Raw genomic sequence first — 23,669 nt, 5'->3', positions numbered from 1 at the left:
AACTTCCACCTCAAACAAACTTGGCATGCTATTTCCACCCAACTCGCTAAAATAGAAACAGGCCGCAGAGAAGATCCGCCAGGGCAGAGCTAAACTCCACAACCGCAGGAACTTACGCATAACATCTTGCGGCAGAAGAACTTACAAAACCCATTCCTTTGGAATGAAGAACTTAGCAAAAAAGAAAGGGGGAGGGGGTATGCCAGACACCATCGCGGTCGCCATGTCCGGCGGCGTCGACTCCTCCACCGTCGCCGCCCTGCTCAAGCGCGAAGGCTACAACCTGATCGGCCTGACCCTTCAGCTCTGGGATCAGCGACGCCTCGCCGGCCACGAAGGCATGCCCGAAGCCGTCCAGGGCCGCTGCTGCTCCATCGACGACGTCTACGACGCCCGCCGCGTCGCCGAGCAGCTCGGCATTCCCTACTACGTCGTGAATCACCAGCGCCGCTTCGAGCAGGATGTCGTCCAGCCCTTCGTGAACGAATACCTCGCCGGCCGCACGCCGATTCCCTGCACGCTCTGCAACAACCACCTCAAGTTCGACCAGCTCCTGCTCACCGCCCGCCAGATCGGCGCGCACAAGGTCGCCACCGGCCACTACGCCCGCGTCCTGTTCGATGAAACCGCCGACGCCGGGCGCGGCCGCTGGCTCCTAAAGCGCCCCGCCGACACCGCCAAGGACCAGAGCTATTTCCTCTTCGGCCTGACGCAGGATCAGCTCGCGCACTCACTTTTCCCGCTCGGCAACATGGTCAAACCCGAAGTCCGCGCCCTGGCCGAAGCCGAAAACCTCCGCGTCGCCCACAAGCCCGATTCACAGGAAATCTGCTTCATCCCCGGCGGCGACTACAAGACCTTCCTCGCCGCCTACCTCGATGAACAGGGCCGCGACATGCCCGACACTGCCGGCGACCTGGTCACGCCCGACGGCGAAGTCGTCGGCGCCCACGACGGCATCCACCACTTCACCGTCGGCCAAAAAAAAGGCGTGCAACAGCGCCTGCACGCACACCACTCGACGCCCTTCTATGTACTTGGCATCGAGCCCGCGAAGAACCGCGTCGTGGTCGGCGAAGAGCCGCTGCTGCACGCGCGCACTGCAACCGCCGACCGCCTCAACTGGATCTCAATCTCGGACCTGCGCGAACCCATGCGCATCCTGGCCAAAATTCGCCACCGCCACGAACCCGCACCTGCCACCATTCGCCCGCTCGGCGACAGCCAGATCCAGATCGACTTCGACGAACCCCAGCGCGCCATCACCCCCGGCCAGGCCGCCATCTTCTTCAGCGGCGAAAATGTGGTCGGCGGCGGCTGGCTGCGATGAGCAGCTCGTTTTACGCTCACGAAAACGCCGTGTTAGGCAGCGTTCTCGTTGCTCTGCCGCTGCAGCGCGTCGCTCCATTTGCGCAAGGGCCCAAAGCTCGGCTGCTGCAACTCGCCGCCTGGTACCGCCCGCGTGTTGCCGTTGGGCTTCGGTAGGAACGCGCGCGTCATTAACCCAGCGGCGTTGGCCGCAAACGCTGGCGCTACGCCTACAATCCGTGCCGCCAGCCAGGCCTGCGGCGTAATGGTGATCTCGGCTTTGCCGTCAACCGTGGCGTTGTAAATGGTTCGCGCCGCCGACTTCGCCGAAGCCGACGCGCCCGGCAGCGTCGCGCCCAGTGCAAACCATTGGTACTCCGCCTGCGAATCGCCGCCAAAGCGCGCATTCACGTGCGATCCTGTGCGCATCAGCCCCGGTGAGACTAATGTGACCGTCACGCCCGTGCCCGCCAACTCCGCGCGCAGACCTTCGGTGAAACCGGTCAGCGCAAACTTGCTTGCCACGTACGGCAGCATGTGCGGCACGCCGATTTTGCCGCCGATGGAACCGATGTTCACAATGGAACCGGACCGCACCTGCTGCATATGCGGCAGCGCCGCCTGAATCGTGTGCAGCGCTCCGAAGAAGTTGATTGCCATCGCCTGCTCGAATGCCGCGAGCGGCTGATCCTGAAACGGCGCAACATCGATAATGCCGGCACAATTAATGAGCACATCGATGCGGCCATAACGCTCAATCGCCTGCGCCACCAGGCGTGCGCAGTCCTCGGTTTTCGTGACATCGCACACCACCGTCAGCGCCGTTCCGCTGTTCAGGATCGCGCCGCGCTGGTGCAGCACCGCCAGCGCTTCATTAAGCTCTTCCGCGTCTCGCGCTGCAAGCACCAGGTGCGCGCCGTGCCTGCCAAATACTTCCGCGATCTGCAAGCCAAGGCCGCGGCTGCCGCCGGTGATGACGACGACCTTGCCCAGCATCGCGCGCCGCCGTTGCGCCGCTGCCAGCGCCGCCGTTGCGGTTATCGCGGCGCCAAGGATGCCGAGCGCCAACGCGCTCTCAGCCGCGTGTTTGCGCAGCTTCCGTTTGCCGTACCAGCACAAGGTTTTCCCGCCGTACTTGACCACTTTGCCGACCATCTCTGCTAAGACGCCACGCCACTCCGCTAAGATGGACAGCGATGGCAACGCGCAGAAAGAAAAGCGGAGCGTACATGATTTCGGCCGTCGCCGAGATGTACGAGATTCATCCGCAGACCCTGCGGCTCTATGAACGCGAAGGCTTGTTGCGGCCGTCGCGGTCCGAGGGCAACACGCGCCTCTATACCGAGGGCGACCTGGAACGCCTGGAGTTCATCCTGAACCTCGCGCGCGACCTCGGGGTCAACATTGCGGGCATCGCGATCATTCTGCAGATGCGCGAGCGCATGGAGCAGATGAACAGCGACATGCAGGGCTTTGTCGATTACGTGCGCACGGAAATGCTGACCCGCATGCAGCAGGCGCAGCAGCCCGGCGCGGGCCTGGTCCCGCTGCGCCGGCCGGTGCTGGTGCCGCGCGAGGAGCAGACCCGCATCCGCAACGCGCAAGGATCGTCGAGCGCGCAGGATGCGCCCACGCTGCTGGGCAGGACCGCCCCGAAGAAACGATGACGCCGTGGATTTCGACCACCGCACTCGCCGTGGCGGGGGTTGGCAGCGTGACTTCCGCGATCTACGCCGCGCTGGTCGTCACGGCAGCACAGCGTTTCGGCAGACGACGCCGCAAAGCCCTGAACGAGCCCGCTCGCTACACGCCACCACTCAGCGTGTTGAAACCGTTGCACGGTGCGGAGCCCGAGCTCGAGCGGAACCTGCGCGGCTTTTTCACACAGGCGTACGCGGGTTCCTATGAATTGCTCTTTTGCGCGCGCTACGAGAGCGACGCAGGACTCGCGATTGCACGCAAACTCGCCACGGAATACCCGGAGACGCGAGCACGCATTCTGACCTGCGGCGAGCCGCGATTTCCAAACCCGAAGATGTACTCGCTCTCGGTCATGGCTGACGCAGCAACGGCCGAAATCCTGGTGACCAGCGACGCCGACGCACAGGTCGCGCCGGACCATCTGCAGCGGCTGGCGCAGGAATTGCGGGATCCTGAGATCGATCTTGCGTTCAGTTTGTACCTGGCGCAGGCCGATGCGCCCAGCTTGAACCTCGCTCTTGACGCGCTCGGCAAATCGGTAGAGATGAACGCGGGCGTCCTGGTAGCTGACATGCTCGCAGGCACGGATTTCTCGCTTGGCGTGACCGTCATCCAACGGCGCGATGTCTTCGCACGCGCAGGCGGCTTCGCGGATCTCGGCACGTATTGGGCCGAAGATTTTGTGCTTGGCAATCGGCTCGCAAAGCAGGGTCGCGGTGTCCGTATCAGCACGCATGTGATTGGCCTGACCGTCTCGGCCGCCAGCGCCAGGCAAAGCTTTGAAAACCAGTTGCGATGGGCACAAAGCACGCGGCGCTCGCGGCCGCTCGGTCATTTTGGCACCGGTCTAACCTTCGCTGCGCCCTTTGCTCTGCTTGGCTGCGCAGTGGGATTCGCAAGAGGCAATCTGCTGACAGCGTTGCTGTTCCTGGCCGCCGCGTTGTTGCAACGCGCAGTGCTGGCCGGCAGTGTCTTGCGTGCCCTGGGGTCCACGATGGCATGGCGCGGTGCAATGCTGTATTCGCTGCGCGATCTGTACGGGTTCTTGATCTGGCTTGGCAGCTACTTGCCGGCGGACACGCGCTACCACGGCACGCAATTCCGCATCATGCCGGATGGGCGGCTGCTGCCACCGGAGCCGCGCCCTTAGCGGTTCACCAGAACCAGTTTTCCGCCTGATGAGGCGAAGACATGCGTCGGCCCGAACCGGCTCAAACCGGCGACGCGGTTCTCCTCATACGTGAGCAGGAAGATGCGCTGCGGACCTGCCCAAGCGCGCTCCAGTGCGGCTTCATCCGCAAAGATTGGCGGCGCGTCCGGCCAGAACGAGCCGAACCACGGCCCGTTCACGCGACCGTTCACCAGCACCAGCGGGTGCCGCGTGTAGAACAGCATGGTCGAGCCGCTGGTCAACTCACCGTCAAGCCAAACGCCATCCGCCGGCTGAACGACCCGCGCTACCTGCTTCGCCAGCCCCTTGGAACCGATGATGGGATAGAACCGCGCCAGGCCGCTGTGCACGGAGAGCAGCACGATGACCATGCCAGCCGCCATGGTCAGGTTCGCCTGCAAATCGCGCCCGCGCCGCCGAAGCACAAGGACAAGCGGACCCACAATCAGCATGCCGAGTACGACCCCAAGCAGCGGCGCACGAAAGAACCCCATGGCGCGCGCGGTTAAATCGTGCATGTGGCCGAGCGCCAGGTTGTACTGGTCGGGGTTGCTGGTCAGCACCTCTGATACATCCGTGCCGGCGCGGGCTGATGGTGCAATTGCGCCCAGAACGCCGCAGATCGTGGCGATCAGCACGCAGGCCGGCAACAGCAGCCACTTCGTCCACAGCAGCATGGAGCGGCGCGCGCGCGCATCGCCGGACTGCGCAGCGGCCATTACACCGCCGGCCATCAAGGCAAGCGCCGGCAGCGCCGGCAGCGAGTAGTACTCCTGGCGCGACGAAAGTGTGAAAAAGCCCAGCACCATGCCGGCCCATAGCACCAGCGCCAAAGCCGCATGCTTCCGCTTGAATGTTTCGACGGGCCGCGCCCGCCACACGCGCGCATACTGCGTCAGCGCCGCGGGCAGAAACACCGACCACGGCATAAGCCAAAGCACAAACATGGCCCAGAACAAAGGAATTGGCAACTGACCGTAGTCGTGCGGGATGCGCAGGCCGCGGAAGCGCTGGAAGTGTTCGTTGACGACATAAAACCAGAACCAGCCAGCGCGAGCGGGCAGACCCATTCCGGCAGGCATGGCGATGGCAGGATTCCGCAGCGCTGCCAGCAGATGCCATGGCAGAGCCACAATGCAGAACACTGCCTCGCTGAGCAGCAGATGCATGCGACGCAGTGCACGTACCTGGCGCGTGAGCAGCGCATACAGCACAACAAAGCCGATCGGAAACACGATGCCGATCAGCCCTTTGGTCAGCAGGTTCAACGCCATCACGACGGCGAACCACACCATGGGTATGAGTGCGCTGCGGTGCTCGCGCACGCGGTCCAGTGCGATCAGGAACAGGTGTACGCCAAGCGTCATCCACAGGGCATTCAGGATGTCGGGAATATAGAACCGCGTGAACAGGTACGGCCCCAGGCTGGTGCACATGGCCAGCGCCGCATAGAAGCCGCCGCGCTCGCCGAAGAGCCGCTTGCCCAGCGCATACACCGCAAAGAACAATCCCAGCACGCACAATGACAGCGGCAGACGTGCGGCCCAGTCATACGGTCCAAAAACGCGCATGGAACCTGCGGCCATCCAATACATGAGCGGCGGCTTATCAAAGAACCGAATGCCGTCCACGTAGGGCGTCACATAGTCGTGGCGCAGGTTCATCTCGCGCGCCACTTCGATGTAGATGGAATCCACATCGTCCAGCAGACCCGGAGAAAACAGGCATCCCAGGTGCAGCACCAGCCACACGCCGGCCAGCACCAGCAGCGACCGCGGTCGTGCCGCGGAAACAACAGGCACCGGTTGAGAGGACCGGTCCAGAACTGGGGAGATTACTGTTGACACGGGAGGGCCTGCGCAGATTCTACGGTGCTGTGCTGCATCTTCGCTCCGGCAGAACCGTCCAATGGCTGCCACTTTGCTGAAGGCATGGACGGATCATGTCGGGGAGCGTATTGACAGACGTGTCCCCGGTGCCACACCGCGTATCCTCATGTGAGGTCCTGAAGGGAGCAAGAGCAGAACCAATGGGCGAGGTACGACCGAATCGGAAGCGTGGCTCCATTGCGTTTCTGGTGCTGCTCTGGCTGCTCACGCAAGCCGTTGCAATCCTAAGACAGCCGCTGCTGGATGACGTGGATTCGATCCACGCGGAGGCGGCGCGAGAGATGCTGACGCGTCACGATTTCGTCACGCTGTATGTGGACGGAATCCGCTACCTGGACAAACCGCCTCTGCCCTATTGGCTAGCCGCGGGTTCCATGGCCATCTTCGGGCAGCACGACTGGGCGATCCGCTTCACGCTTGCGGCGGCCATGCTTGTGCTGACGCTATATCTATACGGGCTTGGCTCGAGGCTTTACGGCGAACGCGCGGGCTTTTACGCCGGGTGTGCCATTGCCACCGCCATCGGTCCGTTCATTTACACACGGTTTTTTATTCCGGACATCATTCTTGCGCTGTGGATGACGGTGGCCTTTGACCTGACCCTACGCCTGCTCGATCACATCGAGCGCGACGGGAGAGCCTCCGCACGCAGCGCCGCGTGGTTTGCGTTGGCGTGCACGGCGGCCGTGCTGACCAAGGGCCTGATCGGCGTTGTTTTTCCGCTGGGGCTCCTGCTTGGATTCCTGCTGTTCACGGGACGGCTGCGACTGCTGCTACGCATGCGTCCGCTGCTGGGCAGCGCCGTGTTCCTGGTGACCGCGGTGCCGTGGCACTGGCTGGCGATCGTGCAGAATCGTGCAACTGGCGCGTCCAAGGGCTTCTTCTGGTTTTACTTTGTCAACGACCAGATCGACCGGTATCTGAACACGCGCATTCCGCGCGACTATGACAAGGTGCCGCTGCTGCTGTTCTATGGGCTGCTGTTCGCCTGGATCCTGCCGTGGGGCGTTTTCCTGTGGCATGCAGCGGCGGAGCGGGTTCGCGGCTGGCGCCTGGGCAACCACAACCTGCGCACGCCGGGCGTGCTGCTGGCGTGGTGGACGATCGTGATTGTCGGTTTTTTCACGTTCTCCACGCGGCAGGAATACTACACGCTGCCCGCCATACCGGCGCTTGCGCTGCTGGCCGGCGTGGCCCTGGCGCGGCGCGACGGGGAGCGTACCCGGCAACTCGCGTATGCGTCGCTTGCCATTACCGGCGTGCTGCTCGGCGCACTCTGCGTGGCCGTCGCGGTCATCTCGCACGCACCCGCGCACCAGGAGTTGTGGCAGGTGCTGCAAACGCACCCTGAAGATTACGCGTTGTCGTTCGGCCACCTATTCGACTTTACGGAGGGCGCCTTCGGGTTCTTCCGCCTGCCGCTACTGCTTATGAGCGTGAGCCTGCTGGTCCCCGCAACGCTGGCATGGTGGTTCAAGCGTGGCGGACGTACCCTTGCCGCGAACATGACGCTGGCCCTGGGCATGTGCGCGGTGCTGGGCTGCGTACATCTTGGACTGGAATACTTCTATCCGATCCTGGGCTCACAGTCGCTTGGAAGCTCGATCCAGTCGCATTGGCGAACAGGCGACCAGATCGTGATCGATGGCGAGTACTCCAATAATTCAAGTATCAATTTCTACACGCGGCAGCCGGTGTCCATGCTGAACGGTCGCGTGAACAACCTGTGGTACGGCTCGCTCTATGCGGACGCTCCGAGCCGGTGGCAGGACGATAGGAGCATGGCTGCGCTGTGGCACAGCCCGCGGCGCGTTTTTTTCGTGACACACTCGGCCGCCCGTACAGACGGCTGGCTTGCGCAGTTCGGCGGCACGCGCGTAGCGGAGTTCGGCGGCAAGTTTGTGCTGCTGAATCACGAGTAGGCCCGTACCGGGCGGCGAGGGGCCGGGTCGTGTATGGTGCAAAGTGTTCCGCAGCGCCACGGCCTGGAGTTCCGCTTGCCCAAGTTTGCCGCCATTGACATTGGTTCCAACTCATGCCGCGTCGCCATTGCAGAGGTGCAGCAGCACAAGCTGCACATCCTGCACGAAGACCGGGAAGTCGTGCGGCTCGGCGAGAGCGTCTTTGAGACCGGACTGATCTCACCGGACGCGATGGCCACCACCATTCGCGCGCTCAAGAGATTTCAGAAAACGGTGCAGGCAGAGGTCGTGGATCGCGTACGTGTGGTGGCAACCAGCGCCATGCGCGACGCGCAGAATGCTGGCGCCTTCATCGCCTGGGTCAAGTCGGAGCTTGGCTGGAACGTCGAGGTGATCTCCGGCCTGGAAGAAGGCCGCCTGATCCACCTGGGCGTGACGACGCACGAGCCCGGCGCGCGCGGACGCTGCCTGCTGATCGACCTTGGCGGCGGATCGTGCGAGATCACACTTTCCGAAGACGGCCGCGTCCAGGAAATGGTCTCCCTTCCGCTGGGGTCCGTCCGGTTGCAGCAGGAGTTCCTGCGCACCGACCCGCCCACCCGCGAGGAGCAGAACCAGCTCAGGACCTACATCGACCGAGAACTGCGCAAGCTGGAGCGCAAATTCGGACCACAGGCGCCGATTCCGCTGGTGATTGCAACCAGCGGTTCCGCCGCGGCGCTGGCCGAGGCAAGCACTGCACTCGCGGAAAGCAAGCCGGCAAAGCCGAAGAGCAAGGCCCCTACCAAGCAGCCCGCGCGCAAGCCACAAAGTTTCGCCGCGCACGAGTTACGGTCCGCGCTGCGTTTGGATCCGCTTACCGCATCGACCGCAACAGTGCGCTCGTTGGCGACGCGGCTCGTCGCCATGAACAACGAGCAGCGCATGGCCGTTCCCGGCATCGGTCCAAAGCGCAGCGAGATCATCATCGGTGGCGCGTTTGTCTATGCCGAGCTACTGGAGCGGCTGAAGCTTTCCGGCTTCCGCTACTCACCGTTGGGCCTGCGCGACGGCATGCTGGCGCAGATGCTCGCCGACGTGGACAACCGCGCCTCCGTGCACCGCGCCATCGAGCAGGAGCGCTGGGAGGGTGTGTTGCAAATCTGCAAGCGCTACAGCGTGGACATGAAGCGTGCCGAGCCGATCCGCAACGATGCAACGCGGCTTTTTGACGACCTGCAGCGCGTACACACGCTCTCGCCTGAGTTCCGCGAGTGGCTCGCCGCCGCCGCAATGATGCAGGGCGTCGGCCGCTTCGTCTCGCACCAGGGGCACCACCGGCACACGCACTACCTGATTGCAAATTCGGAGATGTTCGGCTTCTCCCCGTCGCAACGAGCGCTGGTCGCGGCGATCGGGCGCTACCAGGGCAAGAGCCGCCCCGACCCTATGGACAAGCCCATGCGCTCGGTGCCGGTGGAGCTGCACACGTCAGTGGTGCGCTCTATCGCCCTCTTGCGGCTTGGGATCGCGCTGAACCAGGACCTGGCGAGCGAGCCCACGCGCTTCACCACACGCGTCTTTCCCAAGCGTGTGATGCTGCAACTGCAGGTGCGCCGCGGGTCGGCGGAACTGGAACGCTGGGCGCTGCGCAAAGAGCGCGCCTATTTTCGCGAAGTCTTCCGCCGCGATTTAGACGTGGAGCTGGCATAAAGCTTGCCGACCACGCGCGGATCGAGCATCCACTGCAGCATGGCCGCGCCGCGATCCAGGCTGAGCCGCGCAATGGCACCCTTCCGCAGCCGCACCGCCGCGGGCCGCCGCTCGCAATCCTGCGCGGTAGCGGCCGGTTGCAGCAACAATCCCAGGAACTGCACCAGGTTCGGGCTATGTCCCACGACGAGCAGTGAGTCATAGCCGCTGCACTCGGCGAGCATCTTTTGAAACTGCGCAAAGGTGGCCTGCGGCGCCAACGCATCCGACAGCAGAATCTTCTGCTCATACCCGGTCTCGGTGCCGACCAGCGATGCCGTTTGCAGGCTGCGCTTCAGCGGGCTCGACACGATCAGGTCGAACGAGACATTCATGCTGGATAAGGTATTGCCGAGCAAAAGGCAGTCGCGCTTTCCTGACTTATCCAGCGGCCGGCGCACATCGAGCGCCGGGTTTGCGCGGCGCGTTCCGGCTGATGCGTGCCGCAGCACATACAGGTTCATCACGCGGATGCCAACGAGGCCGTACCGCCCGTGCCCTCGTAAATGCCGGGGTCCGGCACGCCCAGCGAAGGCTGCTCCGGTTCCGGGTTCGGAACCGGGTCGCTTGGGATCGACGGCAGGATCTCGTCCTCTGGGTAAGGTGGATAGCTCGCGCCGGGGAAGCCGTCGTCCACGGAGCCGGGCACATTATCCAAACGTGAAAGTTCACTCATGCCGGTTTAGATGTCACGCGTCCACTTCCGGACTGCTCCGTTCCGTCGCAGCTGTCCAGATCTCCGCGCGCAAAATGCCGCCGAGCCGTGTTTGCACGGCAATGCATGCAAGCCCAGCTTCCCGCAGTGCTGCCGCGTGGTTCGGCAAGTGCTGCACGCGTAAGCCGGTAAGCAGCGCGAACGCCGCGTACAACCCCCGCACCAGAACGCGCGCGGGCCAGCGCCAACGGCCTTGCGGCACGGCGAATTCTGAGACGACCCAGCATGCCGCGGAATTCATCTGTGCCGCGACCCGGGCCGCGAGCGCACGGCACTGCGCATCGTCCAGGCAGTCCAGAAAAAAGTGGCTGCACACCAGGTCAAAGCAGTCCGCTGGCAGCGTCGCCGTCGCATCTGCGTGCAGGGTTCGCAGGCGTGCGCCATCGCCCTGCGCAACGGCGCGCCGCCGCAGCCGGTCGAGCATCGCGCCGCTCGCGTCCACGGCATGCACAACAGCTGCATCATTGTTTCGCAGCAGCGCCGCGGTGAACCGGCCATCTCCATCGCCCAGCACCAATACGTGGCGTGCTCGTCGCATGCGCGGCAGAAACGCCGTGCGCGTGCGCCAGAGCAGCGGGCCGAAGCTCAGGTACTCCATCCAGCGATACAGGCGCGCTAGCTTGTCGAAGCCGTTCGACCGGGTCATGTCAGCGGGCAATCAGCACACAAACCGAAACGAGCAGCGCCGGGGCGACCAGCACCGCATCCACCAGGGCGCGCCAGGAAAGCCACCCCAACCGCGCAGAGGCAGACTCGCGCTTGCGCACCAGCAACCAAAGCAGAAGCAGAGCACCGGCGCACGCGGGCACGATCACTCGTGCCTCCACAAACAACAACGGCAGCAGCGCCACGGCCAAGCTTGTGGCGAGCACAATACGCAAGCGCCTGGAAGCCGCTCGCAACACCGCGCAATTCGTGCGGCACACGCCGCCAAAGGCCAGGGCAGCGGTCAGCAGCGGCCACCCCATGCTGCCGTGCACGGCCGCGGGCAGAGCAACTGCCACGGCGAAGAAGACGCTGACGCACACTGCTTTCCACCGCGCTGGCAAGTGAAGAACGTGCACCGCAGCCGCATACATGGCAAGCGGCACGGCCAGCAGCAGCCAGGCCTCCACCAAAATTCGTGGCAGCGCCGAGAGCAGCACCGCGGTCAAGAGCGCGACCGCGGCACCGGCCAGCAGGAACTCACGCGCGTGCTCCCGATACATTTGCGACAACGCCGCGTGTGGGGCGCTCGGCCACGGCGCTGGCTCACTCCGGGTGTCTAGAAGGCGATCCGCGACGTACACCAGCCACACGGCGCAAGCCAGAGCGCCAGCCGTCGCCAGCGCATGCGGCACGTGCATGATTTGTGCAAAGAGCAAAGTCCAACAGAAAGCGACGGTTGGAGCGTCCAGACTGAGAAGGTGCCACGCGTGGAGCAATCGCAGCGGCGCTGCCACCTGCCGCGTGGGCGAGTTGAGAACAACCGCGGGCGCGCCCAACGGCTATTCGCCTTGGGCCGTGGGCACGGGCTCGGCATGCGCGCCGCGCACCCAGAACTCCGGGTTCACCTCGGCAAAAATGCTGTCCTGCGCTTCCAGCGCAACAAGCCCAGCGATCTGCTCCTGATCCAGCGCGCCCGTCTCGCGCCACGCACGCCAGAACCGAAGCAGCGAGCCAAATGCGTCATCGTGTTCGCGAAAACGGCGCTCTGCATAATCACGTGCCGCACCGGTGGTTATCAGGAATTGCCAGTCGCTGGACTCCAGCAGCAGAAGCTCGCGGCAGAGCTGCTTGGCTAGTCGCTCGCCCAGGCCGCCATCGCGCCATGCACCCCCCGTGCACAACTCGCGCAGCTCATACTCCGCGGCGTAAATGCGCGCATAGGTCCAGCTTGTGTCCTGGTTGAGCCATACGCGGTTGTCGCCGCCAGCACCCCACGACCCCTCGGGCAAACGCAGCGGCATCGCCGTGCCCTCGCGCCGAAGGTACTCGGCTGGCGTGACCATCTGTGGCATGTTGCGATCGGCCGTGCCTTCTCCACGGGCGAGCAGCCGCGTCACCTCTTCCAGAAAGATCACGCCTTCGTACCACCAATGCCCAAAGAGCTCCGCATCGAACGGAGCCGCGATTACGGGACGCTCAACCTCCTGTGTCGCTCCAGCGATGCTCTCGCTTACGAGCCCGATGAAGTGGCGCGCGTGCTCGCGAGCCTGCTGCTCCGCTTCGTGCGGCTGGTAGGCGTGCTTCGCGTTCATCTCAACGTTGGGCCCGGTCACGCGCCAGTAGCGGTGGCCACCCGGCCAGCGCTTTTTGTGGAAGTCGAGGTACGTACCGTCGGCGGGGTAGCCCCCGTCGCCGCTCCAGACCTGGTAGCCGGTGCGCGGGTCGCGCGGCAACACGGCAACGCGCGACGGACGCTCGCTGCCCTGCACCGTATAGCTGCGATAGAGCTGGCCGTCGCTGCCTTCCAAGTTTGGTGGCGGCATGTTGCCCTGCTGCATCGCGCTGTAGGGAGAGGCAAAGCGATCGCTGCCCTCGACCAGGTGCCCATCGGCGTAGAAGAAGTGCAGCGAACTTTCCTCCAGCGCCTCTTCCACGCCGATGCGGTGAAATCCTGGATAGGCGCGCGGGTCCGTATCGGGCAACAGCGGCACCTGCCAGTAACCGGCCGGCCGGTAGCCGCACTCCGGCAGCCATACGCCCGGCGGCGTCACGCCAAAGTGCCTGCGGTGCACTGCAGTGGCAACACGCCACTGTGCGCGCACGCTTTCATCGGTCCCCAACAGCGGCATGTATCCGTGTGTCGCCGCACAGGTAAGCAGGTCGATGCTGCCACGCTCCTGCTCCGTGCGCAGTGCCGCGATCAGGTCGCCCTTCAGCTCTTCGAAAAGAGACAGCGCGTCACCGTAGCGTTGCTGCCAGAACTGCGCCAGCCACCGCAGGTGATCTTCGCCTGCTTGCGCAAAAAACGCCTCGTCCTCCTGCGCAAACTGGATTTTGCGGCGAAGGTACTCCGGGAACTCGCGCACAAACACGGGGTGCGCTAACTGCTCCAGCAGCACGGGCGACACGTCAATGCTCCAGCGCGCGCGAATGCCCTCCGCGCCCAGCCGTCGCAAGACCTGCAGCAGTGGCAGATAGGTCTCAGCGGCGGCCTCGTGCAACCACTCCAGCCCGTGGGGCCACGTTCCGTGGTTCACCACGAAGGGCAAGTGCGCATGGAGGTGGATGTTGAGAAAACCGCGCGTGCCTGGCACTGAGAGATCCTGCGAACTGACGGTCCGCGATCGTGGCCACATGATCAGCCAATGCTGTTGCGGAGAAGCTGCTCGCACCGGACAGGTGCCGAGCGCAGCTGCCGACTACTTTTTCAGTGTACGGCCAGCACCTTCCCTGAAAGGGCGGCGTGCCTGCCGCGACGCGACAGGCCCACACCGTTGCCATGCCAACTACTGCCGGTTCAACACTGGCCCGTTGTCCGTGTTCCCTCTGCCGTATGCTCCCTGATCCCCCCTGCCGTACGCTCCCTGATTTCCATTGCCGTAGGCGCCCTGGTTGTTGGGAACGCGGACAGTAAAGGAATTCGTTGTTGAGAAGCGAACCACCGTCTCACTGGGAAACGACACCTGCTGGCCGCGGGTCACGCCGTTGATGGCCGCGCCTGTACCGCCGCCGGCAATGCTGCCGATCGCCGCACCCTTGCCTCCGCCGAAGATACCGCCCAGGACGGCGCCACCTACGGCGCCGACACCAGTCTTGATGGCGGTGTTCTTACCGCGCGCCGCGCCTTCCTTCACCACTGGATCGGTGGAGATGGCGATCTGCTGCCCGCGGCGGCTGATGCTGGTCAATTGAATGCTGATCCGCGACTGGCCCTTGAAGTGTCCTGCGTCCTTGGCATCCACGACCGTGCCGGAAACCGCGCTGCCACGAGCCAGTACGACCACGCCGTCCTGCACGAAGTCAGTGGCGAGCGCGCCGCTGAAGGAGTCGCCCGGGTGTGAATCGTCGCTATCCAGCGTCTGCGTAATGCGCACCGGCAGGGTCGATCCCGCGGGCACGGTGACGGTGCGGAACGCAGGCGCCGACGGTGGCGGGGGTGCAGCCTGCGCGCGCTGCACCGGTGCCGGCGGCTGCACGGGAGGTGGTGTGTTCACGATTCTTGGCGTCTGCCGGGTCACGGGCGCAGGCTCGCGTGGCGTCACCCGTGCTCGCGGCTGCGGGACCGGTTCCGGTTGCACCATAGGTTGCGGCGTGGTGCTGGTGGCGGAAACCGGCGGTGTGTTTGGCGCCACGGTGATGTCGTTCACCACTTTCAGTACGCCCTGCACGCCTGCGGCATCGTTGGCGGCCAGCGAACGTGCGGCGGAGTTGCTCACTTGGCCGGTCAGTGTGACGGTGCCGCCCGTGGTGGAAACTTGAATCGGCTCGGTGCTGATGGCGCCATCGCCCTGCAAACGCGACTGCACTGCGGCGGTCACCGTCGGATCGGCCACCGTTGGCGCGCTCTTCCTGCAGCCGGTCGGCAGCAACAACGTTGCAGCCAAGGCCAGGCCGGCCATCATGCTGGCCGTGCGCGCCTGTAATTGAGTAGTCTGTGCCATCTCGAATCCCCTTTGCGTCCGGTTGCGGCAGGCCGTCGTTCGCCAGGCCGCGTCCTCACACGCATCCTTTCGATGCAGTTGGCTCCACCGGACGATGCACCAAGGCGCGCCTCCGCGCTGTACGCGACACAGTTGCGGCAACCGCGCGCAACGCTGCCGCATCCGTCCACCTAGTCGCATTTCACCCCGGGCGGGTGCAAGTGTCGCATCCCGGCAAACTGGCCGGTATATGAGAAGGGGAAAGAAATGGCAGACGAGAACAGCAGCGGTTTGGGATGGTTTCTGGCGGGCTTGGGCATCGGTGCGCTGATTGGTGTGCTGTACGCGCCCAAGAGCGGCCGCGAAACGCGGGACGATCTTGCGTCTGGCGCACGCGACGCCAAGGAAAAGGCGAACCAGTACGTGCAGCAGGGCAAGGAGCAGCTGAACACAGCTGTCTCGCAGAGCAAAGACCAACTGAACGACTATGTGGACAAGGGCCGCGACTACTACGAAAAGGGACGCACCCAGTGGTCGCAGTATGTCGACAAGGGCAAGGACTTCTTGACTGAGCAGCAGACTAAGCTGAACGGTGCTGTGGACGCCGGCAAGCAGGCTTACCAGGAGCAGGCAGGCCAGAACAGCTAGGCCGTCGCTCGCCCCGATTTCAGGAGCCGGCGATCCGTCGCCGGCTTTTTGCATCGCTCGCAGCAAACGCGGGCAAGCTCTCCCCCAGGAGTCCTCCAATCATGCACGCCGCCACCTCCGCACTCGCGCTTTTCCAGGCACCGACCTACACCATGTCTGACGGACAGTTTCACACCCTGCTGTGGTTTACCGGGTTGATCGCTTTCTGGCTCCTTCTGCAAGCTGCGGCCCTGGTCGCGGTCGCGTTCATGGTGGTCAAACTGCTGCGAACGATTAACGAGTTCACGACGCGCATCGAAGCCAAAACGCTCGCCATCACGGACCGTTTTGAAGGCAAGCTCTACCCGCTGGTCGACAACTTTCAGGACCTGATGAATGACACCGTGCCCAAGATCAAGCGGGTTACGGAGAGCATTGCCGACACTACAGATGTTTACCGCGCCAAACTAGCCCAGGTCGATGCACTGATCAGTGACACCACGGGCAAGGCCAAGCGGCAGAGCGACCGCATCGACGGCATGGTCACCACAACCTTGAACACGGCAGGCAGCGTTGTGGGCCGTGTCGAAAATGCCGTACTCGCACCGGTGCGGCAGGCAGGTGCATTCTTCAGCGGCATCCGCGCCGCAGCGACGCGTTTAGTCGACGAGTACGGCCATCCCACACACGCAAAAACCCCCAAGCCGGTCGCCTTCGAAGGCGAAAACATCTACACCGGCCTGGATGACGATTATCACGCGTAGCAATCATTGAGGAAACAGCAAAGGCCGGGCTTGAGCCCGGCCTTTGCTGTTTCGCTTCAGCTACACCTTTCGGAATAGTTCCTCGCGCGGATCCTCTGGATTCAGCTTTGCCAACTCTCGCAGGATCTCCTTTGACCGCTCATCCTGAATCTTCGGCACCACGATCCTGATCTCCACGATCTGATCACCACGCACACCCTCTGCCGAGCCGGAGACCACACCCTTGTCACGCAGCCGTAGCTTCTGCCCTGTTTGCGTACCGGGCGGAATCTTCAACTGCGTGCGGCCGTCGATCGTCGGCACATCGACCTTTGTTCCCAGCGCCGCTTCAAACGCCATCACCGGCAGGGTGAGCCGGATGTCGTCGCCCATGCGCGTGAAGACCGGGTGCGTGCCCGCTTTGATGATCAGGTACAGATCACCCGCTGGTGCTCCTTTCGTGCCCGCATTGCCCTTCCCCGCCAGCCGGATGCGCTGCCCATCGCGCGTACCGGGCTTGACACGAAACTCCAACGGGTCATGCCGCGTGATCGTGCCTTCGCCATGGCAGGCCGGGCAAGCATCCCCAACCTTCCCCGTGCCGCCGCACATAGGGCAGGCCGTGTTGAACTTCATACGGCCGCTCATCTGCTGCACCTGGCCGGTGCCGTTGCACTGCGGGCAGGTATGTGGCGTACCCACCGTGCCCTGCCCTTTGCAGGTCGGACATAGGTCGTTGCGCTGCAACTCGATCTTCGCCGTGCCGCCGCGAATCGCCGTCCAGAAGTCGACCTGCACCTGGTATTCCAAGTCGGTTCCGGGCTCAGGCCCACGGCTTTGCGCGCCTCGGCCTCCGAACATGCCGCCGAAGATGTCCTTGAACGACGAGCCGAAGCCGCCGCCCGCCTGCTCCTGCTGCACGCGGCCGCCAGCACCGCCACCCTGGAAGCCCGAGAAATCGAAGCCGCCGAAATCAAACGGCACGCCACCGCCCTGCGCACCCGGCGCGCCGCCGGTGTACACACTGCCTCCGTAGCCGCCACGCGCCGCCGCCTCGGCCTGCGCCGAGTCAATCGAGTCAGAGTAGAAGCCGACCTGGTCATAGACCTTGCGCTTCTTTTCATCGCTCAGAATGTCGTTCGCCTCAGAGATTTCCTTGAATTTCTCTTCGGCCTTCTTGTCGCCCGGGTTCACATCCGGGTGGTACTTGCGCGCCAGCTTGCGAAACGCCTTGCGGATCTCATCCTGCGAGGCCGTCTTCTTGACACCGAGCGTGCCGTAATAATCCTTGTTCTGTGGTCCTGCCATCGTTTTCCTGTATCACCGTTACTGACAGATTAGATGAGTGAAACACACGCAGGAAGCGCCGGACGATGAGTTCTCAGTCTGTGAGCACTGCAGCCGCACGCTTGCGAGCTTTGGCGCCGGGCTTTGCCGCTTCGCGCGATGCGCGCAGGCTTGCACCCTGCGCATAGGCCGTTTCATTTTCCGCCGCCGTTGTGTGCTGGTCCTTGGGGCACCAGTACAGCGTGCGCCCTGCAAGGTCACGCCGCAGGATCATTTCACCGCATACAAAGCATGGCTTGCCGTGCCGCCGGTAGACATAGTGCTCCTCGCCGCGCTGCGCAGGCTCTTTCCTCGATGGCCGGTCCGAGCGTTTCGTGCACACGATGCGACGGTCCACCATGCCCTCCTTCAGCAGCGGGATCGAATCCTTCCACACCGCTTTTAGCGTCTTCGCGTCCATCGCCTCGCCCGGCGTAAACGGGTTGACGCGGTGCCGGAAAAGCAGCTCGGCGCGATAGATATTGCCGATGCCCGCAATGATCTGCTGGTCCATCAGCAACTCCGCGATCGGCTTCTTCGACTTCAGGATGGCGTCATACGCCCGCTGCGGATTGTCATGATCGCCCGGCTCATGCGCCAGCGGATCTGGGCCCAGGCGGTCCAGCAGCGCCTGCCACTTTGCCTGGTCGTAGACGCTGCAATCGGTTGGCCCGCGCAACTCGCACCAGTCCACGTCCTCCGCCGGAAACGGCTGTGTGCCGTCGTCCGCGTAGCAGCGCATGTTGTGCGGTTGCCCTTTCGCGCCCCGCGGTGCCTTGCCGCTGCCCGCGCGCTGCAGGACAGAGCGCAACGCACCCTTCGGCTCCGGCAAGGGGCCGCAGCCTTCCGTAAAGTCGCCGAACCGCCCCAGGTGAATGTGCAAATACAGATCGTCGCCGAACTCGTAGCCCAGGTGCTTGCCCACCGCGTGCACCCGGCGAAGTTTCTTGCCATCGACCAGGTGCGCATCTTTGAAGCGGTGGTTCGGCCCCGGCAACACGTTCAGCTTGCGCCCGGCAAACGCCGCGGTGTGACGCGCCGCCCAGCGATGTACCTCATTCCCCTCTGGCATGCCAAAAACTCTCCGCTGTATGGGATGCAGTTCTCGCAACGGCCAGCGCCTCACCTGCGCGCGGCCCGGACGCACCGAAGCACGCATGTGCTCTTCGTCAGCTGTAGTTGCTGATTGGCAACTGGATTGGGCGTTTTCCTTCCAAGCGCCAATGCTTCTGGATCCAGCGCAGGAGCGGCCGTTCGAACCAGTAATAAATAAGCGCACCGAAAAGGATCAGAACCCCCACGATCCCCGCGCAAAGCGCGGTGAGAAGGACTCGGTTCTGGTGTACTTCGCCGATACGGCCAAGAAAAGGCAGCAGGGGAAGATGGACCAGGTAAATGGAGTAGGTCGCATCCGCTAAAAAAAGCAGGAACCGCGGTGCGCGATGGAACCAGGGCTCAAGCTGCAATGCAGCGTACACCACCAGAGCCGCCGGTAAACCCATGCGAACGGCGCGCCAATACTCGGAAAGCTGGGACGGCCAGACGAGCAGCAGCAACCCGCCACCAAGCAAGATACACGCAAGCCATGGCGTTCTTCGCATTGAGGCTAACGGCAACCGCGCCAATACCATGCCGAAGACAAACTCAAGCACAATCGGCCGACAGTAAACGTTCAGCGCAGGAAATCGCTCGAAGTTGTGAAACATACCAGCGGCGACTACTCCAAGAAACAGACTCACAAACCACAGCACGTTTGCCCGCAACAGCAGAGCAACGGCAAAGACGATGTAGAAGAACATCTCGAAGACGAGCGTCCACCCCACGCCCAGCAATGGCAGCCAGTCGCCTCCGGAACCGGTGTATGGCAAGAACAGGTAGGAGTCCACGGCGCGCCTGGCAAGATGCATGGGTCCGCGCTGTTCAAAAACAAGCCACATCTGTCCAAGCAACACGATCGTTGTCACGATCCAATAGAGCGGAACAACGCGCGCCACCCGGCGCTGCAGAAACACAAGCCAACCGTTTGTGGCAGCTTCCAGCCGGCTGGATGAGTACACCATCACATAGCCGCTTAGGACAAAGAACAAATCAACGCCGTACCGTCCCTCCATCCAAACGGGGAACGTCGCGTGTCGCCGGGCTATTTCAAGAGTCGTATGGTGCACCACGACCATGGTTGCCGCCAGAACGCGAAGCAGTTGCAGGCTGTTCTGTTTCGGCCGGTGCGCCGTGATGTTTTGGGGCATCCCACTCGATTTTACCGTGATGAAGAAATCGCAATCACCGCCAACGCGCTTGCCGTTTTACTGAACCGCTGCGCGCAGGTGCTTACTGAGCGGTTTACGCCGGTGCTGCCGGAACGGTGCGGTCGCGTGCGATAGGGTCAAGGTTCACATGACCGGCAAGCAGGAGGGGGAGCGCCAGGCGCTCCCCCTCTTCACAACCATTGCCCGAATTTCAGTTCCACACATGCTGGATCGGCATGGGCTCGATGCGCAGTATGGTGTCGGGACGAACGCCGTAAAGCTTTTTGGCGAACTCGCGCGCCTGCTCCTCGGAGTCGAAGATCGTCTTCTCGTGGAGCTTGCCTCCCACGTACTGCTCGCATTTCCAAATCACTGTGTTCATGGCCTGTTCCCTCCCCGTCCAGTTCACCAAATCATCTTGTGTTGCAAATGTTAGACACCGGCTCGACGGATGAGTTGCACCCGTGTGCCTGATACGCGCAGGCCGGAGCCGAGATTGCGATGCGGTGAAAACCCGGAGGAGACCGGAGCGCCGAGTGAACTCAGTTGCGGTTCGTCGGACACTCCGGCTCCAACCTGTTGCGCTTTGTGTCAGGTGTGCAGGGAGCCTCCACACTCCCCGCACACCTGATCTGAGACACCCGCGATGGGTGCTGCTGCTTACTTCGTGTCCACGTACTCGGCATCGATCACGCCCTCTTCGGGCTTGGTCTCTGCCGTGGTGCCTTCCGCAGCGGCCGCACCATCGGTGGGCGCCGCGTTGGACTTGTACATGGCCTCAGCCAGCTTGAAGCTCGACTGCTGCAGCTTCTCGTGCGCGGACTTCAGCTCACCGGCGCTGGGACTACCGCTCAGCGTCGTCTTCGCGTCGGCCAGGGCAGTTTCTACCTGTCCGCGCTCGTCGCCGCTGATCTTGTCGCCGTTCTCCTTGAACATCTTCTCGACCTGGTAGACCAACGAGTCCAGCTGGTTGCGCGACTCGATCTCGTCACGCTTGTCCTTGTCCTCACTGGCGTGCGCCTCGGCTTCCTTCGCCATGCGCTCCACCTCGTCCTTGCTCAGACCTGAAGAGCTGGTGATGGTGATCTTCTGGTCCTTGCCGGTGGCGTTGTCCTTTGCCGTCACATTCAGGATGCCGTTCGCGTCGATGTCGAACGTCACCTCAATCTGCGGCACGCCACGCGGAGCCGGAGGGATGCCCGAGAGCTTGAACTTACCAAGCGTACGGTTCTGGCCCGCCATCGGGCGCTCACCCTGCAGCACGTGCACCTCAACCTCAGTCTGCGAGTCCGCAGCCGTGGAGAAGGTTTCCGTCTTCTTGGTCGGGATGGTCGTGTTGCGCGGGATCATCGGCGTCGCGACCGAACCCATCGTCTCGATGGCCAGGGTCAGCGGCGTGACGTCCAGCAGCAGCAGGTCCTTCACCTCGCCACCCAGAACGCCACCCTGCACCGCAGCGCCGATTGCGACGACCTCGTCCGGGTTTACGCCTTTGTGCGGCTCCTTGCCGAACAACTCCTTGACCAGCGCCTGCATGCGGGGCATGCGGGTCTGACCGCCGACCAGCACAACCTCATCGACCTGCGACGCGGTGATGCCGGCGTCGGACATGGCCTGCTTACAGGGCCCAACGGACTTCTGCAGCAGATCCTCCACGAGCGACTCGAACTTGGCGCGGGTCAGTTTGACCACAAGGTGCTTCGGTCCGGTCGCGTCTGCCGTGATGAACGGCAGGTTGATCTCGGTCTCCATGGTTGTGGAGAGCTCGATCTTGGCGCGCTCGGCCGCGTCCTTCAGGCGTTGCAGGGCCATTTCGTTGCCCTTGCCACGCAGATCCAGGCCTTCCTGCTTACGGAACTCGTCGATCAGGAAGTCCACCAGGCGCTGGTCCAGGTTGTCGCCGCCAAGGTGCGTGTCACCGTTGGTGGCCTTGACTTCGATCACACCTTCGCCAACTTCGAGCACGGACACGTCAAACGTACCGCCGCCGAAGTCATAGACCACGATGGTCTCGTCCTTCTTCTTATCCAGGCCGTAGGCGAGCGCTGCCGCAGTCGGCTCGTTGACGATGCGCTTCACATCCAGGCCGGCGATCTTGCCCGCATCCTTGGTCGCCTGGCGCTGCGAGTCGTTGAAGTATGCCGGAACGGTGATGACGGCCTCGGTCACGGATTGGCCCAGGTAGTCTTCGGCGGCCTTTTTCAGCTTCTGCAGGATCATCGCGCTGATTTCGGGCGCGGTGTACTCCTTGCCCTGCGCTTCGATGGCGATGTTGTCGCCCTTTGCGATGACCTTGTAGGGCACCATCTTCATCTCGTCGTTGACTTCATTCGGGCGACGGCCCATGAAGCGCTTGATCGAGTAAATGGTGTTCTCAGGATTGGTGATTGCCTGCCGTTTCGCGACCTGCCCGACAAGGCGCTCACCCGTTTTGGTGAATGCAACGACGGAAGGCGTCGTGCGTCCGCCCTCTTCGTTGGGAATCACTTTGGCCTCGCCGCCTTCCATGACGGCGACGCAACTGTTGGTGGTTCCCAGGTCGATTCCAATAATCTTGCCCACTTCGTTCTCCTCCGGACAGGCATTCCAGCCTGTCGATACCGATCAATCAAACCCTTGACACTTCGTCACTCAGGCATGTTCAGGATCACATGTGAGTGACTTGCTGTCAACTAATATGATGCGTTAGCCGCGCAAACTGATGCATCTTCCCACGCCAAGGACTCATGCTTTGCCAGTCTCCGGCCGACATGGTGGGAAGATGCCGCAAAGGATGCGGGAACTCATTGCAGACAGGCTGGGCTGCTCCGGCGTGAAAGTGCTATTTCTGAAAGGGAGTTGGGTCGAGGATTTCGTTTGCAGACAGCAAAAAGCCTCCGGCATTGCCGGAGGCTGCTTTGATGGATCGTGTTTCGCGGTTATGCGGCCAAAAAACGGCGACGCATTGCACCGGCTACGCCGAGGATGCCTGTTCCCAGAAGGACCAGGGAAGAAGGCTCCGGAGTGACGTTGGTCCCGGTCAGGCTGCCGGCGAAATCGATAGCGCCAGGGCCGCCTGTGTTGGTCAGGGCAAACGTAATTGTGTTCAGGCCGGAGGTGAAGGCCGATGAACCCAGAGCCACGTTTACCGCGCTTAGGTACTGCGCATTGGACTGCGCCGTGTAGACAGAGGTGCCATTGACAAAAATGGAGGCAAAGTCATCGGCGCTGAAGAGAACCGATCCTGTGTAGGTCTGGTTCGCCAGGAGCGTGAAGCTGTCCGAATAGTAGGTGGTTCCGACCGCCTGGTTGCCGGCGGCGTTGGTCGAAATGTACGAGCTGCCGGGCTGAGCCGTTGAGTAGACGGCATTGGGGCTGGTGACCTGAACGGCAGCTGTCCCTGTGCCAGCGTAGGAACCAGTCACGCTGGAACCATAGGTGGTGGTAGCCGCGGAAGAGACGAACGAAACGGTATCGGCGTGGGCTGCCACGCAAAACATAACGGCGGCCGCTGCCAACAGAGATGGGGTGAAAAGGCGCATTTTTGTGCTCGCTTAGTGATTTGGGGCTGAGTCTGCTTGCAAATCGTAGGCAACTTTGCGTGCTCCGAGTCAATTACGCTCGGTGGTTGTACTCAGCCGTTTCTATGATGTGACCACGCTTTGTAGGAACGCGCGGGACATGTTGCCAAAGGGCGACAGCGTTTTTTACAAAAGGTTGAAGCTGTTGCCCGACCGGAGTTG

General features: G+C 63.0%; 21 protein-coding genes. 7 read left to right on the top strand and 14 right to left on the bottom strand.

Annotated elements, in window-relative coordinates; translation table 11 throughout:
• Positions 1-199 precede the first annotated feature (199 nt).
• On the top strand, positions 200-1,330 hold the full coding sequence (mnmA, locus tag ACOFKT_RS03935) for a tRNA 2-thiouridine(34) synthase MnmA (protein WP_419806124.1): 1,131 nt from the start codon (positions 200-202) through the stop codon (positions 1,328-1,330).
• A 32-nt stretch (positions 1,331-1,362) separates the two neighbouring features.
• Here the strand turns inward: mnmA and ACOFKT_RS03930 are convergent, their stop codons facing one another.
• Positions 1,363-2,463 (bottom strand): SDR family NAD(P)-dependent oxidoreductase, encoded by a 1,101-nt coding sequence (locus tag ACOFKT_RS03930; RefSeq protein WP_419806123.1) that lies wholly within the window; start codon positions 2,461-2,463, stop codon positions 1,363-1,365.
• 41 nt (positions 2,464-2,504) lie between these two features.
• Here ACOFKT_RS03930 and ACOFKT_RS03925 point away from each other — a divergent pair, with 41 nt between their 5' ends.
• A complete protein-coding gene (locus tag ACOFKT_RS03925; protein ID WP_419806122.1) occupies positions 2,505-2,975 on the top strand; it encodes a MerR family transcriptional regulator in 471 nt (156 codons plus the stop codon).
• A complete protein-coding gene (locus ACOFKT_RS03920; RefSeq protein ID WP_419806121.1) occupies positions 2,972-4,159 on the top strand; it encodes a glycosyltransferase in 1,188 nt (395 codons plus the stop codon). The genes ACOFKT_RS03925 and ACOFKT_RS03920 overlap by 4 nt, the downstream gene beginning before the upstream one ends.
• Here the strand turns inward: ACOFKT_RS03920 and ACOFKT_RS03915 are convergent.
• The gene (locus ACOFKT_RS03915) at positions 4,156-5,982 is read right to left on the bottom strand and encodes an ArnT family glycosyltransferase (protein ID WP_419806120.1); all 1,827 of its coding nucleotides are present in this window, start codon (positions 5,980-5,982) and stop codon (positions 4,156-4,158) included. The two genes, ACOFKT_RS03920 and ACOFKT_RS03915, sit on opposite strands and share 4 nt — an antisense overlap.
• A 227-nt stretch (positions 5,983-6,209) precedes the next feature.
• On the opposite strand from ACOFKT_RS03915, the gene ACOFKT_RS03910 reads away from it, so the two are divergent.
• Positions 6,210-7,991, top strand: a complete 1,782-nt coding sequence (locus ACOFKT_RS03910; protein WP_419806119.1) for an ArnT family glycosyltransferase — start codon at positions 6,210-6,212, stop codon at positions 7,989-7,991.
• Positions 7,992-8,066: 75 nt separating this feature from the next.
• Positions 8,067-9,683 carry a Ppx/GppA phosphatase family protein gene (locus tag ACOFKT_RS03905; protein WP_419806118.1) on the top strand — a complete coding sequence of 539 codons (1,617 nt, stop codon included), beginning with the start codon at positions 8,067-8,069 and terminating at the stop codon, positions 9,681-9,683.
• On the opposite strand, the gene ACOFKT_RS03900 is transcribed toward ACOFKT_RS03905, so the two are convergent.
• The 6 genes from ACOFKT_RS03900 to ACOFKT_RS03875 all read right to left on the bottom strand — a co-directional run bounded on the left by ACOFKT_RS03900 (position 9,635) and on the right by ACOFKT_RS03875 (position 15,026).
• A complete protein-coding gene (locus tag ACOFKT_RS03900) occupies positions 9,635-10,186 on the bottom strand; it encodes a SixA phosphatase family protein (protein WP_419807100.1) in 552 nt (183 codons plus the stop codon). The genes ACOFKT_RS03905 and ACOFKT_RS03900 overlap by 49 nt on opposite strands.
• Entirely contained in the window at positions 10,186-10,398 is a 213-nt protein-coding gene (locus tag ACOFKT_RS03895; RefSeq protein ID WP_419806117.1) for a hypothetical protein, read from the bottom strand. Before ACOFKT_RS03895 ends, ACOFKT_RS03900 begins: the two co-directional genes overlap by 1 nt.
• Before the next feature lie 13 nt (positions 10,399-10,411).
• Positions 10,412-11,083 carry a class I SAM-dependent methyltransferase gene (locus ACOFKT_RS03890; protein WP_419806116.1) on the bottom strand — a complete coding sequence of 224 codons (672 nt, stop codon included), beginning with the start codon at positions 11,081-11,083 and terminating at the stop codon, positions 10,412-10,414.
• Position 11,084: 1 nt separating this feature from the next.
• On the bottom strand, positions 11,085-11,783 hold the full coding sequence (locus ACOFKT_RS03885; protein WP_419806115.1) for a hypothetical protein: 699 nt from the start codon (positions 11,781-11,783) through the stop codon (positions 11,085-11,087).
• A 141-nt stretch (positions 11,784-11,924) separates the two neighbouring features.
• Positions 11,925-13,679 (bottom strand): 1,4-alpha-glucan branching protein domain-containing protein, encoded by a 1,755-nt coding sequence (locus tag ACOFKT_RS03880; protein ID WP_419806114.1) that lies wholly within the window; start codon positions 13,677-13,679, stop codon positions 11,925-11,927.
• 192 nt (positions 13,680-13,871) lie between these two features.
• Entirely contained in the window at positions 13,872-15,026 is a 1,155-nt protein-coding gene (locus tag ACOFKT_RS03875) for a BON domain-containing protein (protein WP_419806113.1), read from the bottom strand.
• Positions 15,027-15,272: 246 nt separating this feature from the next.
• On the opposite strand from ACOFKT_RS03875, the gene ACOFKT_RS03870 reads away from it, so the two are divergent.
• A complete protein-coding gene (locus ACOFKT_RS03870; RefSeq protein ID WP_419806112.1) occupies positions 15,273-15,653 on the top strand; it encodes a YtxH domain-containing protein in 381 nt (126 codons plus the stop codon).
• A gap of 101 nt (positions 15,654-15,754) precedes the next feature.
• Entirely contained in the window at positions 15,755-16,396 is a 642-nt protein-coding gene (locus ACOFKT_RS03865; protein WP_419806111.1) for a hypothetical protein, read from the top strand.
• A gap of 60 nt (positions 16,397-16,456) precedes the next feature.
• Here ACOFKT_RS03865 and ACOFKT_RS03860 read toward each other — a convergent pair whose 3' ends face one another.
• From ACOFKT_RS03860 to ACOFKT_RS03835, 6 genes are all read right to left on the bottom strand, one after another.
• Positions 16,457-17,683, bottom strand: a complete 1,227-nt coding sequence (locus tag ACOFKT_RS03860; RefSeq protein ID WP_419806110.1) for a DnaJ C-terminal domain-containing protein — start codon at positions 17,681-17,683, stop codon at positions 16,457-16,459.
• A 73-nt stretch (positions 17,684-17,756) separates the two neighbouring features.
• Positions 17,757-18,773, bottom strand: coding sequence for an Fpg/Nei family DNA glycosylase (locus ACOFKT_RS03855; RefSeq protein ID WP_419806109.1), 1,017 nt, complete (start codon positions 18,771-18,773; stop codon positions 17,757-17,759).
• A gap of 97 nt (positions 18,774-18,870) precedes the next feature.
• Positions 18,871-19,947, bottom strand: coding sequence for an acyltransferase family protein (locus tag ACOFKT_RS03850; RefSeq protein WP_419806108.1), 1,077 nt, complete (start codon positions 19,945-19,947; stop codon positions 18,871-18,873).
• 211 nt (positions 19,948-20,158) lie between these two features.
• Positions 20,159-20,329: a hypothetical protein gene (locus tag ACOFKT_RS03845; RefSeq protein WP_419806107.1), complete on the bottom strand. Its 171-nt coding sequence runs from the start codon at positions 20,327-20,329 to the stop codon at positions 20,159-20,161.
• A gap of 278 nt (positions 20,330-20,607) precedes the next feature.
• Positions 20,608-22,509, bottom strand: coding sequence for a molecular chaperone DnaK (gene dnaK, locus ACOFKT_RS03840; protein ID WP_419806106.1), 1,902 nt, complete (start codon positions 22,507-22,509; stop codon positions 20,608-20,610).
• 356 nt (positions 22,510-22,865) lie between these two features.
• On the bottom strand, positions 22,866-23,468 hold the full coding sequence (locus ACOFKT_RS03835) for a PEP-CTERM sorting domain-containing protein (RefSeq protein WP_419806105.1): 603 nt from the start codon (positions 23,466-23,468) through the stop codon (positions 22,866-22,868).
• Positions 23,469-23,669: the final 201 nt, after the last annotated feature.

Source organism: Terriglobus sp. (assembly GCF_965201105.1).
Lineage (GTDB): Bacteria > Acidobacteriota > Terriglobia > Terriglobales > Acidobacteriaceae > Terriglobus.
This window is presented reverse-complemented; position numbering and strand designations above follow the sequence as displayed.